Here is a 19,858-nt window from a genome sequence, read left to right as displayed (position 1 = left end):
TCGTTTTCTTCGATCCCCCTTCCCCTGGAGGAGAAGTACGTCTCATGAGCATCACTCGAAGCCTGAGTCTCGCCGCCGGATCCGCTGCGCTGGCAGCGCTGGCCATCACCGTTCTGCCCGCGACCGCGGCCACCGGGGCCGACCCGGCGCTGGGCGCACCGAACGTGGTCGCCGACGGCCTCAACAACCCCTACTCGCTCGCGTGGGGAGCCCGCGACAAGCTGTGGCTCACCGAGAAGAGCGGCCGGTCGGTCCTCAGCGTGGACCCCACGACCGGCGCGAAGAGCACCCTGCTGGACCTCTCCACCCAGGCCGTCTCCAGCGGCCAGGACGGCGTGCTGGGCCTGGCCGTGGAGCCGTCGGTCGTCAACAACGACCGCGGCTACGCGTACGTCTCGTTCACCTACGACTCCGGCCGAGCCGAGGAGTCCACGGGCGAGACCCGGCGCACCAAGATCGTCCGCTACAGCTACGACGACGCCACCAAGAAGCTGGTCAGGCCGGCCACGATCATCTCCGGGCTGCCCGGAAGCATCGACCACCAGGCCGGCCGCCTGCTGATCGGTCCCGACGGGAAGCTCTACTACTCGATCGGCGACCAGGGCACCAACCAGTACTCCCTCGCCTGCCGTCAGAACCAGGCCCAGACCCTGCCCACCGCGGCCGAGGTCGCCGGCAAGGACTGGTTCGCCTACCAGGGCAAGACCCTGCGCCTGAACCGCGACGGCTCGATCCCGACCGACAACCCGACGATCGGTGGCGTACGCAGCCACATCTGGACCTACGGCCACCGCAACCCCCAGGGCTTCGCGTTCACCGCGTCCGGCAAGCTCCTCGAGGCCGAGCACGGGCCCAAGACCGACGACGAGATCAACCTGCTCCGTGCCGGCGGCAACTACGGCTGGCCCAACGTCGCCGGCTATCAGGACGACGAGTCCGCCTACGTCTACGGCGACTGGAGCGCCTCCTCCCCCACGCCCTGCGCGGAGCTGACGCACTCCGACTTCGAGATCCACCAGGACGTACCGACATGGAAGGAGTCGGAGTTCACCCAGCGCTTCACCGAGCCGCTGGACACCTTCGGCACGTCGGTCACCTGGGACCACGACTTCACCGGCGCCCCGTGCGACGAGTCGGGTCTCTACTACATCTGCTACCCGACCATCGCGCCCTCCAGCCTGACCTACTACAAGCCGGCCACCGGCCGGGCGATGCCGGGCTGGGAGAACTCGGTGATCATGACCAGCCTCAAGGACGGCACGATCTACCGGCTGGCCCTCAACTCGACCGAGACCGACGTGGTCGCCGTCGAGCCGCTCTACAGCGACCAGGACCGGTTCCGCGCCACCGTCGTCAGCCCCGACGGCAAGACGGTCTACGCGATCACCGACACCGCCGGCCTCGTCCGCGGTGAGGGGGACGCCCCGACCACCGAGCTCACCCACCCGGGCTCGCTGCTCGCCTTCCCGGTCAGCAACTGACGTACGTCGCCCCTCGGGCCGGGTCGTCCTCGGGCGACCCGGCCCGATGTCGTCGGTGGTGCCCACGGCGATCGGCCGTGGGTATGGCGGGCCGCGATTCGGGTACCGGACCCTCGGCACAGGAGGTAGTGATGTCGACGAGCGAGCGCCAGCAGCACTCCGAACGGAACGGGTCCGGCGAGTCACACCACGGCAACGTGAAGACGATGCCCTCCCAGGTCACCAGCAAGGTGGGTGTCTTCGACCGGTTCGCCACCCATGCGAGCTCGTTCGTGTCACGGGCGTGGTTCTTCATGCTGTGCGTGCTGCTGGTCGTGCTCTGGGCACCGTCGATCATCGTGCTGCCCGACGTGGACACCTGGCAGCTGATCATCAACACGGCCACGACGATCGTCACGTTCCTGCTGGTGGCGCTCCTGCAGAACACCCAGAAGCGAGCCGACGATGCCGTCCAGCAGAAGCTCAACGCCATCGCCGAAGGACTCTCCGGCATGATGGAGCGCCTGGCCCGCGACCATCCCGAGCTTCGCGAGGACCGCGACGAACTGCGTGAGGCCGTGGGTCTGGAGGAACGGGAAAGCGCGGAATGAGCCACCCCGGGCGGGATGGCTCCGACTACGTACGCGACCGGTTCTCGGTCGCTGCGCACGCGCTCGCCGGCGCGGCCGGGTCGGCCTGGGCCAGCGGGATCAGCATGCTGGCCGTCGCCGGGCTGTTGATCGCCGGTCTGGTCACGGGGTTCGGCGCGGGCTGGCACAGCCTCGTCTACGCGGCCGGCTCCATCGTCAGCCTGCTGGTGCTCTTCAGCATCCAGCACATGACCAACCGCCAGACCAAGGCGATCCTGCTCAAGCTCGACGAGCTGGTCGAGAGCGACGACCGCGCGGACAACGACGTGATCGCGATGGAGGACCGCGGCCTGGAGGACCAGGAGGACATCCGGCACCGGCACCAGCGGTAGTCGGCTACCGATAAATGGTGTGCGCCCGAGGTCCGGGCCTGTCTACGGTGGTCGGCATGCAGCCGCGACCGCTTCCGTGACACCGCTGAGAACCAGTTGTTCAGCGGGTTGTGGGGAAGCGGCCATCCCTCCTGGTTCGGTCCAGGCGATCGCGGGTTCGAGTCCCGCCAACCCGACGGGTGAGATCAGTCCGTGTTGGTGACGCGGAGGAACTCCTGGACGTCGAAGACGGCACGGAAGACGCCGGCGGCCTTCGGGAGCAGCGGCGCGACCTCGGCGTAGGGGACGACGCGCGGGTCGGTGACCCGGTGGTCGACGCCGTCGTAGACGATCGTGGCCGAGTTGGCGGCCAGGACGTTCTGGGCCCAGTCGACCTTGGAGGTGTAGGGCAGGTTGATGACGAAGCCGTCCGGGGTGGGGAACGGCGTGATCGGGGTGGCGTACTCCCGGCCGCTCGCGCGGCCGACGTGGAGGACGACGCCGTTGGTGGCGCCTTCGGTCCCGGCCGTCTTCAGTGCCTCGGCGGCGAACCGCTTCGAGAAGGCGCGGATGCGGTCCTGCAGCCAGGGCGACTTGTTGCGCATGCCGATCACGAAGGCGGCGCCCGCACCCGCTACGCCGACTGCCAGCAGACCCGGGATCACTCGACTCAATCGCATGCCGCAAACCTACCTCGCGACCCTGGAGCGGCTCGGGTGACAGATAGCGTGGGCGCCGTCACAATTGTTGAGGTCATCTCGACGAGCTCGATACCCCGCTCGATGAGCTCGACCACCGGAGAGAAGGAGTGCGGATGCGGCGCTGGAGGCGCACTCACCTGGGCACCGAGGCCGACCGGGCGACCTTCCGCACCCTCCACAACGCATCGCTGGCGAGCCCGGCGTTGCGTGGCGGCCTGACCGTCGACAGCGCCGAGCGCGCGGCCCCTCATCTGCAGGCGCTCCTGGCCGCTCCCGCGCTCGCGATCACGGACACCGACGGCCTGCTCGCCTGGGAAGGCATCGGCACCCACCACCAGGAGCAGGTCACCAAGCTGGCGGAGGGGACGCTGGAGCGCGGCGCGACCCGGTTCTACGACCGGGTCGACCTCGAGTGCGGCCAGGCCGGCTGCCCGCTGCACTCGGCCGTGGTCAGCCCGCTGGTCGTCGACGACCACCTGGTCGGCACTCTGCAGGCGTACGCCCCGGACACCTCGGCGATGATGGTCCGCGCCACCGACGAGGTCGCGACCTGGGTCTCCGGTCAGCTCGAGCTGGCCGAGCTCGACGCGTCGCGACGGCGCCTGATGGAGGCCGAGGTCCGCGCGCTGCGCGCTCAGATCAGCCCGCACTTCATCTACAACTCGCTGGGAGCGATCGCCAGCTTCGTACGCACCGACCCGGAGCGTGCCCGCGAGCTGCTGCTGGAGTTCGCGGACTTCACCCGCTACTCCTTCCGGACCCACGGCGAGTACACGACGCTGTCCGAGGAGCTCCGTTCCGTGGAGCGCTACCTGCTCCTGGAGCAGGCCCGGTTCGGCGAGCGGCTCTCGGTGAGGCTCTCGGTCGCGCCCGAGGTGCTGCCGATCGCGGTGCCGTTCCTGTGCCTGCAGCCGCTGGTCGAGAATGCCGTACGCCACGGCCTGGCCGACGCGCAGACCGGCCACATCTCCATCCGGGCCGCCGACAGCGGCACCGAGTGCGTGATCGAGGTCGAGGACGACGGCGCCGGCGAGGACCCGGAGAAGGTGCGCAACGCGCTGGCCGGCGGGGCCGACTCCGTCGGGCTCGGGAACGTCGACGCCCGGCTCCGCAACGCCTACGGCGACGACTACGGGCTCGTCGTCGAGACCGCGCCCGCCGCCGGCACGAAGGTCATCCTCAGGATCCCGAAGTTCGCCCCAGGAGTGCACCCATGAACGGCCGTACGACGCAGGCTTTTGCCGCGCGCCACGGAGCGCCGGGAGGCCGGCTCCGCATCCTCGTCGTCGACGACGAGCCGCCCGCGGCCGACGAGCTCTCCTACCTGCTCACCCAGGACTCCCGGGTGGCGGAGGTGCGCACCTGCCTGAACGCGACCGACGGGCTGCAGCAGCTGCAGGGGTCGGGCGTCGACGCGGTGTTCCTCGACATCCAGATGCCGGGCCTGAACGGGCTCGAGCTGGCCCGGCTGCTGGCCCGGTTCAAGACGCCGCCGGCGGTCGTGTTCGTGACCGCTCACGAGGAGCACGCGCTGGAGGCCTTCGACCTGCGCGCGGTCGACTACGTGCTCAAACCGGTGCGCGCCGAGCGGCTGGCCGAGACCGTCACCCGGCTGATGGGCAGCATGCCAGAGGAGGAGCCGAGCGGCGACGTACAGATCCCGGTCGAGCTCGGCGGCGTCACCCGCTTCGTGTGGCGCTCCCAGATCACCCACGTGGAGGCGCAGGGCGACTATGCCCGGCTGCACACCGCCGACGCCTCCCACCTGGTGCGGGTCCCGCTGACCCAGCTGGAGCAGGAGTGGGCCTCCGCCCGCTTCGTACGCATCCACCGCTCCCTCCTCGTCAACCTCGCCCACGTGACCGAGGTGCGCTCGGAGGCCGGACGCACCTCGGTCGTCGTCGGCGGCCCGGCCCGCGGCAGCGAGCTGCAGGTGAGCCGCCGGCACACGCGCCAGCTCAAGGACCTGCTCGCCCGACGCTCATGACCCGATCCGACAGCAGAGCCTGATGACCGAGCCCCAACGCGTACGCGTCACCGGACCGCCCCGGCGACGACCGGCCGTGCGCCGGGTCGACGTCGGTGAGGACACCCGCCTCGGTGAGATCTACCTCGGCTCGCTGATGCGCGCCCAGCTCTCGATCGCCGTACGCACCCTGGCGGTGCTCTTCCTGGGCGTCGGCTCGCTCCCGCTGCTGTTCTGGCTGGCTCCGGGGCTGGTGCGCACCGCTCCGTTCGGCGTGCCCCTTCCCTGGCTTCTTCTCGGGGTGCTGGTCTACCCGTTCCTGTTCCTCCTGGGCCGCTGGTACCTTCGCGGCGCGGAGCGCAACGAGGCCAGCTACGCCGACCTGCTCCGTACCGATTCTTCGGGCTCCGAGGACGAGGCGCGATGACGTTCGACTCCGCCCCCGCCATCGTCGCGGTCACCCTGGTCACCCTGGCGACCCTGTCGATCGGCACCTGGGGGCTGCGGTTCAGCCGGACCACGAGCGACTTCTACGTCGCCTCGCGCTCCGTGCGACCAGGCCTCAACGCGAGCGCCATCGGCGGGGAGTATCTCTCGGCCGCCTCCTTCCTCGGGGTCGCCGGGCTGGTGTTCACCTCCGGCGCGGAGATGCTCTGGTACCCGATCGGCTGGACTGCCGGCTATCTCGTGCTGCTGACCCTGGTCGCGGCCCCTCTGCGCAGGTCAGGGGCGTACACCCTGCCCGACTTCGCCGAGGAGCGGCTCGCCTCACGCGGCGTGCGGCGGCTGTGCTCGCTGCTGGTCGTCAGCATCGGCTGGCTCTATCTGCTGCCGCAGCTGCAGGGCGCCGGGCTGACCCTGGAGCTGGTCGCCGGAGCGCCTCGCTGGGTGGGACCGGTGCTGGTCGGGACGGTGGTGCTGGTCAGCGTCTTCTCGGGCGGGATGCGCTCGATCACCTTCGTGCAGGCCTTCCAGTACTGGCTCAAGCTGACCGCACTCCTGGTGCCCGTCGCAGTGCTGGTCGCGGTCTGGGGCAGCGACGGCGCACCCCGCGCGACCGACCTCAGCCAGGCGTGGTCGCTGCCGATGGGCACCGACGGCTCCGCCGGCCTCTACGCCACCTACTCGCTGATCGCGGCGACCTTCCTCGGCACCATGGGCCTGCCGCACGTGGGCGTCCGCTTCTACACCAACCCCGACGGCCGCGCCGCCCGCCGCACCACCCTGGTCGTGCTCGCCCTCCTCGGCGTCTTCTACCTGCTGCCGCCGATCCTCGGCCTCCTGGGTCGCGTGTACGCAGCCACCCCCGCCTCCGCCGACACCTTGGTGCTCGAGCTTCCCCGGCTGATGGTCCCCGGCTGGGCCGGAGACGCCCTGACCGGACTCGTCTGCGCGGGCGCCTTCGCGGCCTTCCTCTCGACCTCGTCCGGTCTGGCGATCGCCGTCTCCGGCGTGCTCTCCCAGGACGTGGTCGTCCCCCTCCTACGCCGAAGAGGCAGCCGCTTCGGTGGCGTCGCCGCCTTCCGGATCGCTTCCCTGGTCGCCGTCATCGTCCCGGTCGTCGGCGCCCTGCTGACCCCCAGCGTCGGCGTCGCCCGCGGCGTCGCGCTCGCCTTCGCCCTCGCCGCCGCCACCTTCTGCCCGCTCCTCCTGCTCGGCATCTGGTGGCGCCGGCTGACCGCCTACGGCGCCGCCACCGGCCTGGTCACCGGCCTGGTCACCACCGGGACGGCCGTGGTGTTCACCATCAGCGGCTCGCGGACGGGCACGTGGGCCGACGTCGTGCTCGCCCAGCCGGCCTTGTGGGCGGTGCCGCTCTCCTTCGCGGTCATGATCACCGTCAGCCTCGCCACCTCCGCCCACGTCCCGGCCCACACGACACGGCTGCTGGTGCGCCTGCACTCGCCCGAGCCCACGATCGAGCCCGCAGTAGCACCCGCCCTGCAGCGCTGATCTCGATGCCGCCGCCGGCGGCGGGCGTCGCGGCCGGACCAGCCACTCGACGTACGAAATCGACCGCTCATCGCGCGACCGCGCCGTCCACCGAGGGACTGCGTGTTACCCCGCGACGAGCAGGGCGAGCGACCCCTAATGTGACTGCGATCACACGTCGTCCGTCCTTCACCCCCACGATGGATGGCCTCGTCAACGAAAGGGTTAGACCGTGAGCGACGCAGCACACGACCAGGCCCACCGGCACGACCCGGTCTACGACAGACTGCACGCCACGGCAGAGTTTCGCGCTCTGCGGTCGGCGTACCGGAAGTTCGTATTCCCGGCCACGGTGGCATTCCTGGCTTGGTACCTCCTCTATGTCTTCTGCTCCAACTGGGCCGAGGACTTCATGAACACCAAGCTCATCGGCAACATCAACGTCGCGCTGGTCTTCGGGCTCCTCCAGTTCGTGACCACGTTCGGTATCGCGTACCTCTACGCGAACTACTCCAACAAGCACCTCGACCCGCTGGCTCGGAAGCTCGACGAGGAATACGAGATCGAGAAGAGGCAGCTCTGATGGACGGCAGCCAGATCCTCACCACGGTCCTCTTCCTCGCGGTCGTCGCGATCACGATCGGCATCACCTTCTGGGCGAGCCGGCAGACGAAGACCGCGGCCGACTACTACGCCGGTGGCCGCGGCTTCTCCGGTTTCCAGAACGGCCTCGCCATCGGCGGCGACTACATGTCGGCGGCGTCGTTCCTCGGCATCTCCGGCGCCATCGCCCTGTCCGGCTACGACGGGTTCCTCTACTCGATCGGCTTCCTCGTCGCCTGGCTGGTGGCGCTGCTGCTGGTCGCGGAGGTGCTGCGTAACTCCGGTCGCTACACGATGGCCGACCAGCTGGCGTACCGGATGAAGCAGCGCCCGGTCCGCATGGCCGCGGCGACCTCCACGGTCGTCGTCTCGATCTTCTACCTGCTGGCCCAGATGGTCGGTGCGGGCGCCCTGGTGGCCCTGCTGCTCGGCGTCGAGGACCAGGCGGTCAAGAACGTCGTGATCCTGTTCGTCGGTGCGCTGATGATCTTCTACGTCACCGTCGGCGGGATGAAGGGCACCACCTGGGTCCAGATCGTCAAGGCCGTCCTGCTGATGACCGGCTCGGCGCTGATCGTCATCCTGGTGCTCGCCCAGTTCGGCTTCAACCTCTCCGAGCTGCTCGGCTCCGCCGCCGACGCCTCGGGCAAGGGCGACGCGTTCCTGCAGCCCGGTCTGAAGTACGGCCTGAGCTTCACCAGCGAGATCGACTTCGTCTCGCTCGGTCTCGCCCTGGTGCTCGGCACCGCCGGCCTGCCGCACATCCTGATCCGCTTCTACACCGTCCCGACCTCGGCGGATGCACGCAAGTCGGTGCTGTGGGCGATCGGCCTGATCGGCGTCTTCTACCTGTTCACCCTGGTCCTGGGCTTCGGCGCGGCCGCGCTGGTCGACCCGGCCACCATGGACAAGGCGGGCAACCTGGCGGCGCCACTGCTCGCCCAGGAGGTCGGCGGCGGCGAGGGCTCCGTCGGCGGTGCCGTACTGCTGGCGCTCATCTCCGCGGTCGCCTTCGCCACGATCCTCGCCGTCGTCGCGGGCCTGACGCTGACCTCGTCGGTCTCCGTCGCCCACGACATCTACAACTCGGTGATCAAGCGTGGCAAGGCCTCCGAGAAGGACGAGCTGAAGGTCTCGCGCTGGGCCGCGGCGGGCATCGGCCTGGTCGCGATCCTGCTGGCCATCCCGGCACAGTCCCTGAACATCGCGTTCCTGGTGGCGCTGGCCTTCGCGGTCGCCGCCTCGGCGAACCTGCCGGCGATCATCTACAACATGTTCTGGGCGCGGTTCAACACCCGCGGCGCGGTCTGGTCGATCTACGGCGGCCTGATCTCCTGCGTCGGCCTGGTCTTCTTCTCGCCGGTCGTCTCCGGCAAGACGGCCGTGGACGCGGTGACGGGCGAGACGATCTCCGCCTCGCTCTTCCCGCTCGGCGTGGACTTCTCCTGGTTCCCCCTGGAGAACCCCGGCATCATCTCCATCCCGCTCGGGTTCTTCCTGGGCTGGCTGGGCACGGTGACGTCGAAGGAGCCGGAGACCGCTGAGCGCTATGTCGAGCTCGAGGTCCGCGCCCTCACCGGCGCCGGCTCGGAGAAGGCGATCACGCACTGATCCCCCTCGGCGGGCCGTCGTACACCTGGTGTCGTACGACGGCCCGCCATCATTCTTTCCCCCGCACTACCCTGTGGCTTGAGCCACACATTTTTCGTACGTAGGAGTCACTGTGAGCGACGAGACCCTGTCCAACCTGCTGCACGAGAAGCGCCGGTTCGAGCCCCCCGCCGAGCTCGCCGCCGCCGCCAACGTCAAGGCCGATGCCTACGACGCCGCCGCGGCGGATCGCGACGCGTTCTGGGCGGCCGCCGCGGAGCGGCTCACCTGGTCGAAGCCGTTCGACCGCGTCCTGAACTGGGACAACCCGCCGTTCGCGAAGTGGTTCGAGGGCGGCGAGATCAATGTCGCCTACAACGCCGTCGACCGCCACGTCGAGGCCGGGCTCGGGGACCGGGTCGCGATCCACTGGGTCGGCGAGCCCGCGGACGACAAGCGCACCATCACCTATGCCGAGCTCAAGGACGAGGTCTCCCGGGCCGCGAACGCCTTCGAGGCGCTCGGGGTCGGCAAGGGCGACCGGGTGGCGATCTACCTGCCGATGATCCCCGAGGCCGTCTTCGCGATGCTGGCCTGTGCGCGGATCGGCGCGATCCACACCGTCATCTTCGGCGGCTTCTCCGCCGACGCCCTCGCGACCCGCGTCGTCGACTGCGGCGCCAAGCTGATCGTCACCTCCGACGGTGGCTACCGCCGCGGCGCGCCCTCGGCGCTCAAGCCCGCCGTGGACGAGGCGGTCACGAAGGTCGAGGCGACCCAGCCGGGCCTCGTCGAGAACGTACTCGTGGTCAAGCGCACCGGCCAGGACGTCGACTGGAACGACTCGGTCGACAAGTGGTGGTCGGATGTCGTGTCGTCGGCGTCGAGCGAGCACACCCCCGTCGCGCACGACGCCGAGCACCCGCTCTTCGTGATGTACACCTCCGGCACCACCGGGAAGCCGAAGGGCATCCTGCACACGACCGGCGGCTACCTCACCCAGGCGGCGTTCACCCACTGGGAGGTCTTCGACCTCAAGCCGGAGACCGACGTCTACTGGTGCACCGCCGACATCGGCTGGATCACCGGCCACTCCTACATCGTCTACGGACCGCTGGCCAACGGCGCGACCCAGGTGCTCTACGAAGGCACCCCGGACTTCCCGGAGAAGGGTCGCTGGTGGCAGATCATCGAGGAGTACGGCGTCACCCTCTTCTACACCGCGCCGACCGCGATCCGGACGTTCATGAAGCAGGGCCGCGCCATCCCGGACGCCCGCGACCTCTCCTCGGTCCGCCTGCTCGGGTCCGTCGGTGAGCCGATCAACCCCGAGGCCTACATCTGGTACCGCTCGGTCATCGGCGGCGACAAGGTCCCCGTCGTGGACACCTGGTGGCAGACCGAGACCGGCGCGATCATGATCTCGCCGCTTCCCGGCGTCACGAACGGCAAGCCGGGCTCGGCGATGAAGGCGCTGCCCGGAGTGGGCGCCGACGTGGTCGACGACAACGGCGAGTCCGTGCCGAACGGTGCCGGGGGCTACCTCGTGCTGACCCAGCCGTGGCCGTCGATGCTGCGTACGATCTGGGGGGACGACGAACGCTACGTCGACACCTACTGGGCCCGCTTCAAGGACCGCGGCTACTACTTCGCCGGCGACGGCGCGAAGAAGGACGAGGACGGTGACGTCTGGGTCCTGGGCCGCGTCGACGACGTGATGAACGTGTCGGGTCACCGGCTCTCCACGACCGAGATCGAGTCGGCCCTGGTCTCGCACCCCTACGTCGCCGAGGCGGCGGTCGTCGGCGCGACCGACCCCGACACGGGCCAGGCGGTGGTGGCGTACGTCATCCTGCGCGACGGGTCGCCCGAGGATTGTCACAAGGAGCTCTCCGACCACGTCCGCAAGGAGATCGGCCCGATCGCCAAGCCGCGGCAGATCATGATCGTGCCCGAGCTGCCCAAGACCCGCTCGGGGAAGATCATGCGGCGGCTGCTCCGCGACCTCGCCGAGGGTCGCGGCGTCGGCGACACGACCACGCTCGCCGACCAGACGATCATGGATCTGATCGCGGCCGGGAAGACGACCGCCACGGACGACTGATCACGCTCGGTTAGCACAGCGGCCCGGTCGCCCCGCGAGGGGTGACCGGGCCGCTGCGTACGTCCTAGTGCTTCGTGTACTTCACCCGGCGGATGAAGTGGCTGCTGGTCCAGATCGGGTCCTTCGTGACGGCCTTACCGGAGCCGGGGGCGTGCCAGACCCAGCGGCGACCGTCGCGCTTCCCGGCGTAGATGCCGACGTGGTAGACGCCGCCGCTGCCGTAGAAGAAGACGAGGTCGCCCTTGCGCGGCTTCTTGACCTTGAAGGTGTGGCCGACCTGGGCCGATGAGCTGTGCGGCAGCTTGTGGCCGAGCTTCTTGTAGACCCATTGGGTCAGGCCCGAGCAGTCGTAGGCGCGGGGGCCGTTGGCGCCGTAGGAGTAGGGATCGCCGGCCTGGCTCTTGACGCGACGCAGCGCTCGCAGCCCGCGCGACTTCTTGTGCTTCTTCTTGGTGGTGGGGGTGCTCGTCCGGGCACCCTTGTCGGCGCCGGCCTGGGCACTTGCGCCCGGCGGGGCGGCAGCCGTGGCGGACTGGTTGGGAGCGGCGACGAGCGCGAGACCGACCACAAGGGCGGTCGCGAGGCCGACGGTCATCGTTCTGTAGACGCGCGAAAGCGCACGGACACACGATCCGGTCATTCGGGGTTCCCCTGTTGCAGCGACGCCTGCGAAGGTTTACCTGTCGGATTCGGGCTGCTGTTGCCCGGGCGCTGGTGGTGTTCCGTCTACGCCTTCACCCCGAGCCGGTCTGCCTTGTCTCTGGCTCCCGGCGTACTGCTCGGCTCCCCCGTGCCCGCCACCGTGGTCGGATCGACTCTCCTCCGGTTGTGACGGGCCTCGGCGCGACCGGAGCGGCCCCACCATTCGGTGAGGGCTCATCCACTATGCAACGAAAATCGGTGCCGGGCGGGGCATTTGTGGAGCAACTCACTCTCCATTTCATGGTTTTGCTTGTGTTTGCTCTGGTTTTCCTTCGACTTTTGGTCGAAAGTGGCCCCGTGTTGATCACCCTCCTGCCTCTGACCACGGCGCTTGCTAGGGTCGTCGTCAGGTGTGCCGGGAAGTCTGGTCGGCGTGACTTCGTCGACCCCTGAGCCCCTGGAGGCACACCCGTGACCGACACCCGCAACCGCCTGTTCACCCGCGGATCCTGGCTGGAGACCTCGCGGACGGCCGAGATCCTGCGCGCCGAGACGACGGGCGGCGTACTCCTCATCATCGCCGCGTTCATCGCGGTGATCCTGGCCAACAGCCCCTGGCAGGAGGCGTACGAAGCGGTCCGCGACTTCCGGGTCGGACCGGCGTCCCTCCATCTCGATCTGACCATCGGGGCGTGGGCGGCCGACGGCCTGCTGGCGATCTTCTTCTTCGTCGCCGGCCTGGAGCTCAAGCGCGAGTTCGTCTCCGGCGACCTGCGCGACCCGCGGCGGGCCGCGCTGCCGATCGCTGCCGCGGTCGGCGGCATGGTCATGCCGGCGCTGGTCTACGTGGCCGTCAACCTGATCGGAGACGGCTCGCTGGCCGGCTGGGCAACGCCGGTGGCCACCGACATCGCCTTCGCGGTCGCCATCCTGGCGGTCATCTCGACGCACCTGCCTGCGGGGCTGCGTACGTTCCTGCTGACCCTCGCCGTCGTCGATGACCTGCTCGGCATCATCGTCATCGCGGTCTTCTTCACCTCCGACCTGCACATCGGCTACCTCCTGCTCGCGCTCATCCCGATCGGGCTCTTCGCGGTGCTCGTGCAGCGCCGCGTACGCAGCCCCTGGCTGCTCCTCCCGCTCGCCCTGATCGCCTGGGCCCTCGTCCACTCCAGCGGCGTCCACGCCACCGTCGCCGGCGTGCTGCTCGGGTTCACCGTGCCCGTGATCGCTCGCAACCCGGAGGCCAAGCGCGGGCTCGCCGAGCACTTCGAGCACCTGGTCCGGCCGATCTCGGCAGGCGTCGCGGTGCCGATCTTCGCCTTCTTCGCCGCCGGCGTGTCGTTGGGCGGCTGGGCGGGCATCACCGGAGCCCTGCACGACCCGATCACGCTCGGCATCATCCTCGGTCTGATCGTCGGCAAGACCATCGGGATCTCCGGGTCGACCTGGCTGCTGGCCCGGTTCACCCGTGCCTCCCTCGACGACGACCTCGCCTGGACCGACGTGATCGGGATGGCGATGCTGGCCGGCATCGGGTTCACGGTGTCCCTGCTGATCGGCGAGCTCGCCTTCAGCTCGGATCCGTCGGCTCACGACCACATGAAGGTGGGCGTGCTGTTCGGGTCCGTGCTGGCTGCACTGCTGGCGACGGTGGTGCTGCGGGCCCGCAACCGCGTCTACCGCCGCATCGAGGAGCTGGAGACGATCGACGCCAACAACGACGGCGTGCCGGACGTGTTCGAGGATGATCGGGGTCTGGACCGGTAAGGTCGTGGGCGCTCCCCAACACACGTTCAGCGAAGGGTTCCCATGGCAGTCGACATCGTGAAGTCCCCGGGCGACGAGGACCCGACGATCGGCAAGCTCGTCGTCGACGCCACCCGCGACATCTCCGAGCTCGTCAACAAGGAGATCACGCTCGCCAAGCAGGAGCTCAAGGTCTCGGTGACCAACGCCGGTGTCGGCGTCGGTCTCTTCGCGGCCACCGCGTTCCTGCTGGTCCTGGCCGTGATCATGCTCTCCGTCTCGGCGGCCTACTTCATCCACCTGACCGGCCTCGGCCTGCACTGGTCCTTCCTCATCGTCTTCGGCTTCTACGTCCTCCTCGCCGCCCTGCTCGCCTTCATCGGCGTACGCAAGGTGAAGAAGGTCAAGGCTCCCGAGAAGGCCATCGCCCAGGGCAAGGAGATCCCCCGGGCTCTCCGGGGCCAGTACTGACCCTCCCCGCCGAGGCGTCAGCCCCGTCGGCCGAGGCGTCACGGTGGCGGGCCAGTTTCCGTCCACAGGGCGCGCTGGGTCCGGAGTTATCCACAGTCTCTGCGTAGACGGATGATTTCGTCCGCGACCTGTCGCACGCTGCGGCCATGAATCTCTCACTCGTCAAGACCGACAGCCACCTGCCCGAGCGCCCCTTCACCACGTCCGACATCGAGTCCGTTGCGACGAACCGGTACGCACTCGCCCAGGCGATCAACCATGGGGACGTGCGCCGCCCCTTCCGGGGCGTCTATCTCGCCGCGCAGGCGGAGGACGACCCGGTGAAGCGCGCCGAGGCGCTCGTGCAGGTGGTCTCCGCGCACCAGGTGATCAGTGACCGAACCGCCGCCTGGGTGCACGGCGTCAACACCTTCACCGAGACCGAGATGGCACAGCTACCGGCCGTGGAGACGTGTGCCGTCCGTGGTCACACCCGCACGCGGCGCCCGGGCACCGACGGCCGCTCGCGCGACCTCCTGCCGGAGGACATCACGGCCATCGGCGGCGTACGTGTGACGACGCCGCTCCGCACCGCGCTCGACCTCGGCTGCAACCTGAACCGGCGTGAGGCGATGGCGGCGCTCAACGAGTTCGCCAGACACCACGGGATCACGCGGGACGCCCTCGACCAGCAGCTGCCCCGTTTTCGCGGGCGTCGCGGTGTCGTCCAGCTCCGCGAGCTCGTCCCGCTGCTGAATCGTCGCCTCGAGTCCCAACGCGAATCGTGGACCCTGCTCGCGATCAGCGACGCCGGACTTCCTCTTCCCGAGGCTCAGGTCTGGGTCGACGTCGAGGGGATCCCGACCTACCGCCTCGACTTCGCCTATCGACTCGCCAAGGTCGCGATCGAGTACGACGGGGAGGACCACGACGATCCCGACCAACGCATCTACGACGAGGAGCGACGAGGCTGGCTGATCGATCACGGCTGGACGATCGTCATCGTGCGGAAGGGCGACTTCACCGGTGACCGTCTCGACGCCTGGCTCCGCGAGATCAAGGACGCCCTGATCCCGACCTACTCCTCCCGCCGCTTCTGATCGAAGCGGCACCCCGTCGGCCGAGGCGGCACCCGCGTCGGCCGAGGCGTCAGGCCCACCGGCCGAGGCGTCGCTCCCGTCGCTCGAGGCGTCACCCGGGCATGCCGAAGCGTCACTCCCGTGGGGGGGGGGGGGGGGGCCCCCGCCCCAACCCCCCCCGCCGGGGGGGGGGGGGGCCCCGGGCCCGCCCCCCCCCCCCCCGCGGGGGCGCCCCGCCCCCGGCCCCGGGCCCCCCCCCCCCCCCGCGCCCGGTCGGCCCCCCGGGGGGGGGGGGCGGCCCCCCCGGGGGGGGCCCCCCCCCCCCCCGGGGGGGCGTGGGGCCCCCCCCCCCCCCCCCCCCCCCGACGTACGTGACGTCTCGGCCGACGTACCTGACGCCTCGCCGACCGGCGTGACGCCTCGGCCGACCGGCGTGACGCCTCGGCCGACCGGCGTGACGCCTCGGCCGACCGGTGTGACGTCTCGGCGAGAGTCAGCCGGCGCAGGCTCCGGTGTCGACGGCGGCGGTCTGGGAGCGAGCCTGGCGGGCGATGTCGATGACCTGGTCGGTGGTGAGGGCGTAGCCGGTCTCGGAGTCGGTGACCGAGGCGGCGAAGACGACGCCGACGACGTCACCCTCGGAGTCGACGATGGGGCCACCGGAGTTGCCGGGGCGGATGAGGCTACGCACGGAGTAGACGTCGCGGATGACGGTGCCGACGCCGTAGATGTCCGGCGAGCGGAGGCGCTGCTCGGCACGGATACGCCCGGGCTGTACGTCGAAGGGGCCGTCCTGCGGATAGCCCAGGACGGCGATCGGGTCCTCGGCGGCGGCAGTGCTGTCGAACTCGAGCCGCTTGAGGTTGCCGCCTCCCTCGAACTTCAGGACCGCGATGTCGATCTCGGGGTCGTAGTGGACGACCTTGGCGTCGTTGGCGCCGTCACCGACGATGACGTTGGGGTCGTGTACGCCGGCGACGACGTGGGCGTTGGTCATCAGATAGCCGCGGCCGATGACGAACCCGGTGCCCTCGACACCCTTGCCGCACTCGTTGGCGCCGCGGATCTTGAGGACCGACTCGCCGGCGCGTACGACATCGGGGTCGGTGAGCATCCGCCGCGGACCGGGTCCGACCTCGACGATCCGCTCGCGGGCGAACGGCTCCAGGTAGCGCGGGAAGAACGAGGTGCCGACGACGTCGTTGAACGCGCTGAGCGCGCGGTCGGCAGGCGACGGCATGATCGAGTCGACCTTGGCCAGGATCGCCGACCCACGCACCGCGGGCGTGAGCCCGTTGATCTGCGCCCCCGAGACCGCGACCCCGAGCGCCCAGGCGACCACCAGCACGGCCGCCGCGCTGAGCAACGACCCTCCGAGCGCATCGACGATCCGGGCCGGCTGCCAGGTGATCTCGTCCCGCACGCGCACTCCGCCGTACTGCAGCACCGCCTGCCCGATCGACGCACACGCGATCACGACGAACAGGGCGCCGAGCGAGACCCACAACGACGGAGCCGCACTGCCGAGCACCTTCGGTGCCAGCCAGATGCCGATGAAGCCACCCAGCAGCAGTCCGCCGGTCGCGAAGGCGCCGGTGATGAAGCCCTGCCAGTAGCCCGAGAGCGCGTAGGCCCCGACGAGAATGATCAGGATCCAATCAAGAAAGTTCACGGCCGATTCCGTTCGCGTCCCTGCAGCATGTATTCGGGCAACTCCTTGATCGGGGCGTCCGGAATCTCCGTGATCCACCCGAGATAGGTGAAGAAGCGGCTGATGATTCCACCGGTGAAGCCCCAGAGGATGACATCCTTCTCCGGTCCGATCAAGAACGCGGGCATCAGCCATCCGCTGCGGCCCGGCGCGCCGACCTGAATCCGGTGAGCCGGATCCATGAGATCCGACAACGGCACCCGGTAGACGGCGTGCACCTCTTCGAGCGACCGGTTGGTGACCGGAGACGGCTCGCGCCACCACGCGATGATCGGCACCACCGCGTGGTTGGAGAACGGGATCCACAGCGCCGGGAGGCGGCCGACCACGTCGACACCGGTCGGGTCGAGCCCGGTCTCCTCCCACGCCTCCCGCAGCGCAGCCTCCTCCGCCGTCTCCCCCGGCTCGAGCCGGCCGCCGGGAAACGAGACCTGTCCGGGGTGCGAACGCATCGTGTGCGAGCGCTCGGTCAGCAGCAGATCAGGACCCGAGGGCCCGTCACCGAAGAGCATCAGCACGGCCGACTCGCGTGCGCTGCCGTCGGCCGGCGGCAGGAACTGAGAGATGTCCTCGCCCTGGATCTGCTGCGCCGCCTCGACGATCTCCTCGAACCACTCCGGCCGCGTCCCGTTGGCCGCCTGACGCTCGCTCACAGCGTGATCCCCAGCTTCTTCTCCACGAGCTCCTTGACCTGGGTCGCACTGGTCATGCCACCCATCTGCAGCAGCTCCACCTCGCCGGAGGAGGACAGGACGTACGTCGCCGGCACCGAGCGCGCCGTGAGCGACCCGCCCTGCAGCTCACCGCCAGGATCCGCGTACATCGGGAAGGTCACCCCGCGCGAGATCGCCTCCTCGAGCGCGACCCCGGGGACGGTGTCCATCACGTCGATGCCGATCACCGGCACCTCGTCGCCGTAGGTCTCGTAGAAGCTCTGCAGCGCGGGCATCTCCTCCTTGCAGGGCGCACAGAAACCCTGGAAGAGGTTGATCACCATCGGTCCCTCGAACGACGCGAGGTCGACGGACTCGCCACCGCCGAGGCAGGCCAGCACGATCGACGGCAGTCCGCCGTCATTCGCGGGCCCCTCCTGGCAGGCCTCCACCTTCGATGCCTTCTTGGCCGCGACCATCTCCGCGGTGGCGACGTCGACCTTGGAGGAGGACGGCCCGTCGGCGAGCGGCGCGCCGGACTGCCCGCCACCGCTCGAGGGATCGGCGCCGCAACCCGCCAGGACCGCCAGCAGCAGGGCGGCTGCCGACGCGACCCGGGCTCTCCCCAGGACACGAAGCATCAGTTGCGGCCCTCCGTGCGGACCAGCTTGGCGGCAGCGTCAGGATCGGTCGGGCCCTCCCCGTACGCAGGGCACAGCTGTGACACCGGACAGGCACCGCACGCCGGCTTCTGGGCGTGACAGATCCGCCGTCCATGCCAGATCACGTGGTGCGACAGCATCGTCCAGTCCCGCTTCTCGAACAGCGCGCCGACCTCGTGCTCGACCTTGACCGGGTCCTTCTCGGTCGTCCAGCCGAAGCGCCGGGAGAGGCGTCCGAAGTGCGTGTCGACGGTGATCCCCGGCTTGCCGAAGGCGTTGCCGAGCACCACGTTGGCGGTCTTGCGCCCGACACCGGGCAGCTTGACCAGCTGCTCCAGACGGTCGGGCACCTCGCCGTCGTACTCCTCCACGAGGACGGCGCTGAGCTTCAGCAGCGCGTCGGTCTTGGCGCGGAAGAAGCCGAGCGGCCCGACGAGCTGCTCCAGGTGCTCCCGGGGCGCGGCCGCCATCTCCTTCGCGGTCGGGTACGCCGCGAACAGGGCGGGCGAGGCCAGATTGACCCGCTTGTCCGTCGTCTGCGCGCTCAGCACGGTGACGACCAGGCACTCGAAGGGGTTGGTGAAGTCGAGCTCGGCCTTCGCATCGGGGTAGGTCTCACCGAGGATGCGGTCGATCCGACGGGCACGACGCACCAGACCCAGGCGCGTCTCAGTCGCAAACTTCTGGGCAGGCACGCAGCAAGGCTACGCGGCCGCACCGACAATGCCGATCCGGCCCGGAGGACGGCTACCACAAACACCGCTCAACACATGCACTTTCTGCCCTTATCGGTGGGTGATGTGCACTTGTGAGACGTTCCACAGATAGGATTCCCGGTGTAATACCCGCGGATGTGGGGAAAATCCAGGAGGAATGGCCGCAATGGACAACGACGTACTCCGTCAGGCACCGCTCTTCAGCGCACTCGACGACGAGTCGATGACGGCCCTGCACGCCTCGATGGCAGAGTCGAAGCTCCGCCGCGGAGAGGTGCTCTTTCACGAGGGCGACTCCGGCGACAAGCTGTACGTCGTGATCGACGGCAAGGTGAAGCTCGGCCGCACCTCGTCCGACGGCCGCGAGAACCTGCTCGCCATCATGGGCCCCGGCCAGATGTTCGGTGAGCTCTCCCTCTTCGACCCCGGCCCCCGCTCGGCCACCGTCACCGCGGTCACCGACTCCGCCTTCGCGAGCCTCTCGCACGAAGACCTCCTCAAGTGGCTCGAGGGCCGCCCGGTCGTCGCCCGCGGCCTGCTCGCCCAGCTGGCCGGCCGCCTCCGCAAGGCCAACGACGTCGTCGCCGACCTCGTCTTCTCCGACGTCCCCGGCCGTGTCGCGAAGGCCCTCCTCGACCTCGCCGACCGCTTCGGCCGCACCGCCGACGACGGCGTCCACGTCCACCACGACCTCACCCAGGAGGAGCTCGCCCAGCTCGTCGGCGCCTCCCGCGAGACCGTCAACAAGGCCCTGGCCGACTTCGCCAGCCGCGGCTGGCTCCGTCTCGAGCCCCGCAGCGTCGTCATCATGGACATCGAGCGCATGGCCCGCCGCGCCCGCTGATTCTTTTACCTTTCAACAGGCACCCGGCCTCCTCT

At 69.5% G+C, this 19,858-nt stretch carries 20 protein-coding genes and 1 tRNA gene; 15 read left to right on the top strand and 6 right to left on the bottom strand.

Annotated elements, in window-relative coordinates:
• The first annotated feature begins 44 nt into the window (after positions 1–44).
• The 4 genes from ACZ6WN_RS02695 (at position 45) to ACZ6WN_RS02680 (ending at position 2,618) form a co-directional block, all read left to right on the top strand.
• Positions 45–1,481: a glucose/sorbosone family PQQ-dependent dehydrogenase gene (locus ACZ6WN_RS02695; protein WP_465862529.1), complete on the top strand. Its 1,437-nt coding sequence runs from the start codon at positions 45–47 to the stop codon at positions 1,479–1,481.
• Between the two features lie 131 nt (positions 1,482–1,612).
• A complete protein-coding gene (locus tag ACZ6WN_RS02690; protein WP_465862528.1) occupies positions 1,613–2,071 on the top strand; it encodes a low affinity iron permease family protein in 459 nt (152 codons plus the stop codon).
• Positions 2,068–2,442 (top strand): low affinity iron permease family protein, encoded by a 375-nt coding sequence (locus ACZ6WN_RS02685; RefSeq protein ID WP_465862526.1) that lies wholly within the window; start codon positions 2,068–2,070, stop codon positions 2,440–2,442. Before ACZ6WN_RS02690 ends, ACZ6WN_RS02685 begins: the two co-directional genes overlap by 4 nt.
• Before the next feature lie 104 nt (positions 2,443–2,546).
• Positions 2,547–2,618: transfer RNA gene (locus tag ACZ6WN_RS02680), tRNA-OTHER, on the top strand.
• A 9-nt stretch (positions 2,619–2,627) separates the two neighbouring features.
• Here ACZ6WN_RS02680 and ACZ6WN_RS02675 read toward each other — a convergent pair.
• Positions 2,628–3,101, bottom strand: a complete 474-nt coding sequence (locus ACZ6WN_RS02675) for a PNPOx family protein (protein ID WP_465862524.1) — start codon at positions 3,099–3,101, stop codon at positions 2,628–2,630.
• 134 nt (positions 3,102–3,235) lie between these two features.
• Between ACZ6WN_RS02675 and ACZ6WN_RS02670 the strand changes: the two genes are divergently transcribed.
• From ACZ6WN_RS02670 to acs, 7 genes are all read left to right on the top strand, one after another.
• Positions 3,236–4,339, top strand: a complete 1,104-nt coding sequence (locus ACZ6WN_RS02670; RefSeq protein WP_465862523.1) for a sensor histidine kinase — start codon at positions 3,236–3,238, stop codon at positions 4,337–4,339.
• A complete protein-coding gene (locus ACZ6WN_RS02665; protein WP_465862522.1) occupies positions 4,336–5,109 on the top strand; it encodes a LytR/AlgR family response regulator transcription factor in 774 nt (257 codons plus the stop codon). Before ACZ6WN_RS02670 ends, ACZ6WN_RS02665 begins: the two co-directional genes overlap by 4 nt.
• A gap of 22 nt (positions 5,110–5,131) precedes the next feature.
• Positions 5,132–5,515 carry a DUF485 domain-containing protein gene (locus ACZ6WN_RS02660; RefSeq protein ID WP_465862521.1) on the top strand — a complete coding sequence of 128 codons (384 nt, stop codon included), beginning with the start codon at positions 5,132–5,134 and terminating at the stop codon, positions 5,513–5,515.
• Positions 5,512–7,041 carry a sodium/solute symporter gene (locus tag ACZ6WN_RS02655; protein ID WP_465862520.1) on the top strand — a complete coding sequence of 510 codons (1,530 nt, stop codon included), beginning with the start codon at positions 5,512–5,514 and terminating at the stop codon, positions 7,039–7,041. Before ACZ6WN_RS02660 ends, ACZ6WN_RS02655 begins: the two co-directional genes overlap by 4 nt.
• A 211-nt stretch (positions 7,042–7,252) precedes the next feature.
• Positions 7,253–7,603, top strand: a complete 351-nt coding sequence (locus tag ACZ6WN_RS02650) for a DUF485 domain-containing protein (protein WP_465862518.1) — start codon at positions 7,253–7,255, stop codon at positions 7,601–7,603.
• Positions 7,603–9,234 carry a solute symporter family protein gene (locus ACZ6WN_RS02645; protein ID WP_465862517.1) on the top strand — a complete coding sequence of 544 codons (1,632 nt, stop codon included), beginning with the start codon at positions 7,603–7,605 and terminating at the stop codon, positions 9,232–9,234. The genes ACZ6WN_RS02650 and ACZ6WN_RS02645 overlap by 1 nt, the downstream gene beginning before the upstream one ends.
• Positions 9,235–9,346: 112 nt before the next feature.
• The gene (gene acs, locus ACZ6WN_RS02640) at positions 9,347–11,317 is read left to right on the top strand and encodes an acetate--CoA ligase (RefSeq protein WP_465862515.1); all 1,971 of its coding nucleotides are present in this window, start codon (positions 9,347–9,349) and stop codon (positions 11,315–11,317) included.
• A 64-nt stretch (positions 11,318–11,381) separates the two neighbouring features.
• Here the strand turns inward: acs and ACZ6WN_RS02635 are convergent, their stop codons facing one another.
• The gene (locus ACZ6WN_RS02635; protein ID WP_465862513.1) at positions 11,382–11,912 is read right to left on the bottom strand and encodes a C40 family peptidase; all 531 of its coding nucleotides are present in this window, start codon (positions 11,910–11,912) and stop codon (positions 11,382–11,384) included.
• A 518-nt stretch (positions 11,913–12,430) separates the two neighbouring features.
• Here ACZ6WN_RS02635 and nhaA point away from each other — a divergent pair.
• From nhaA to ACZ6WN_RS02620, 3 genes are all read left to right on the top strand, one after another.
• On the top strand, positions 12,431–13,729 hold the full coding sequence (nhaA, locus tag ACZ6WN_RS02630; RefSeq protein WP_465862512.1) for a Na+/H+ antiporter NhaA: 1,299 nt from the start codon (positions 12,431–12,433) through the stop codon (positions 13,727–13,729).
• Positions 13,730–13,771: 42 nt separating this feature from the next.
• Positions 13,772–14,179, top strand: coding sequence for a phage holin family protein (locus tag ACZ6WN_RS02625; RefSeq protein WP_465862510.1), 408 nt, complete (start codon positions 13,772–13,774; stop codon positions 14,177–14,179).
• A 146-nt stretch (positions 14,180–14,325) separates the two neighbouring features.
• Positions 14,326–15,258 (top strand): DUF559 domain-containing protein, encoded by a 933-nt coding sequence (locus ACZ6WN_RS02620; RefSeq protein ID WP_465862509.1) that lies wholly within the window; start codon positions 14,326–14,328, stop codon positions 15,256–15,258.
• Positions 15,259–15,730: 472 nt separating this feature from the next.
• On the opposite strand, the gene ACZ6WN_RS02615 is transcribed toward ACZ6WN_RS02620, so the two are convergent.
• Genes ACZ6WN_RS02615 through nth form a run of 4 tightly spaced genes read right to left on the bottom strand, consistent with a single transcriptional unit; the run spans position 15,731 to position 18,958 of the window.
• Complete coding sequence (locus tag ACZ6WN_RS02615; protein WP_465862507.1) at positions 15,731–16,909, bottom strand: MarP family serine protease; 1,179 nt, start codon at positions 16,907–16,909, stop codon at positions 15,731–15,733.
• Complete coding sequence (locus ACZ6WN_RS02610; RefSeq protein ID WP_465862505.1) at positions 16,906–17,601, bottom strand: NUDIX hydrolase; 696 nt, start codon at positions 17,599–17,601, stop codon at positions 16,906–16,908. The genes ACZ6WN_RS02615 and ACZ6WN_RS02610 overlap by 4 nt, the downstream gene beginning before the upstream one ends.
• On the bottom strand, positions 17,598–18,242 hold the full coding sequence (locus ACZ6WN_RS02605) for a TlpA family protein disulfide reductase (RefSeq protein ID WP_465862504.1): 645 nt from the start codon (positions 18,240–18,242) through the stop codon (positions 17,598–17,600). The genes ACZ6WN_RS02610 and ACZ6WN_RS02605 overlap by 4 nt, the downstream gene beginning before the upstream one ends.
• Positions 18,242–18,958: an endonuclease III gene (gene nth / locus ACZ6WN_RS02600; protein WP_465862503.1), complete on the bottom strand. Its 717-nt coding sequence runs from the start codon at positions 18,956–18,958 to the stop codon at positions 18,242–18,244. The genes ACZ6WN_RS02605 and nth overlap by 1 nt, the downstream gene beginning before the upstream one ends.
• Before the next feature lie 187 nt (positions 18,959–19,145).
• Here nth and ACZ6WN_RS02595 point away from each other — a divergent pair, with 187 nt between their 5' ends.
• Entirely contained in the window at positions 19,146–19,823 is a 678-nt protein-coding gene (locus tag ACZ6WN_RS02595) for a Crp/Fnr family transcriptional regulator (protein WP_008356269.1), read from the top strand.
• Positions 19,824–19,858: the final 35 nt, after the last annotated feature.

The organism is Nocardioides sp. NPDC054178 (genome assembly GCF_055585005.1).
Note: the sequence above shows the minus strand (reverse complement) of the source record. Positions and strands in the feature narration are given on the sequence as shown.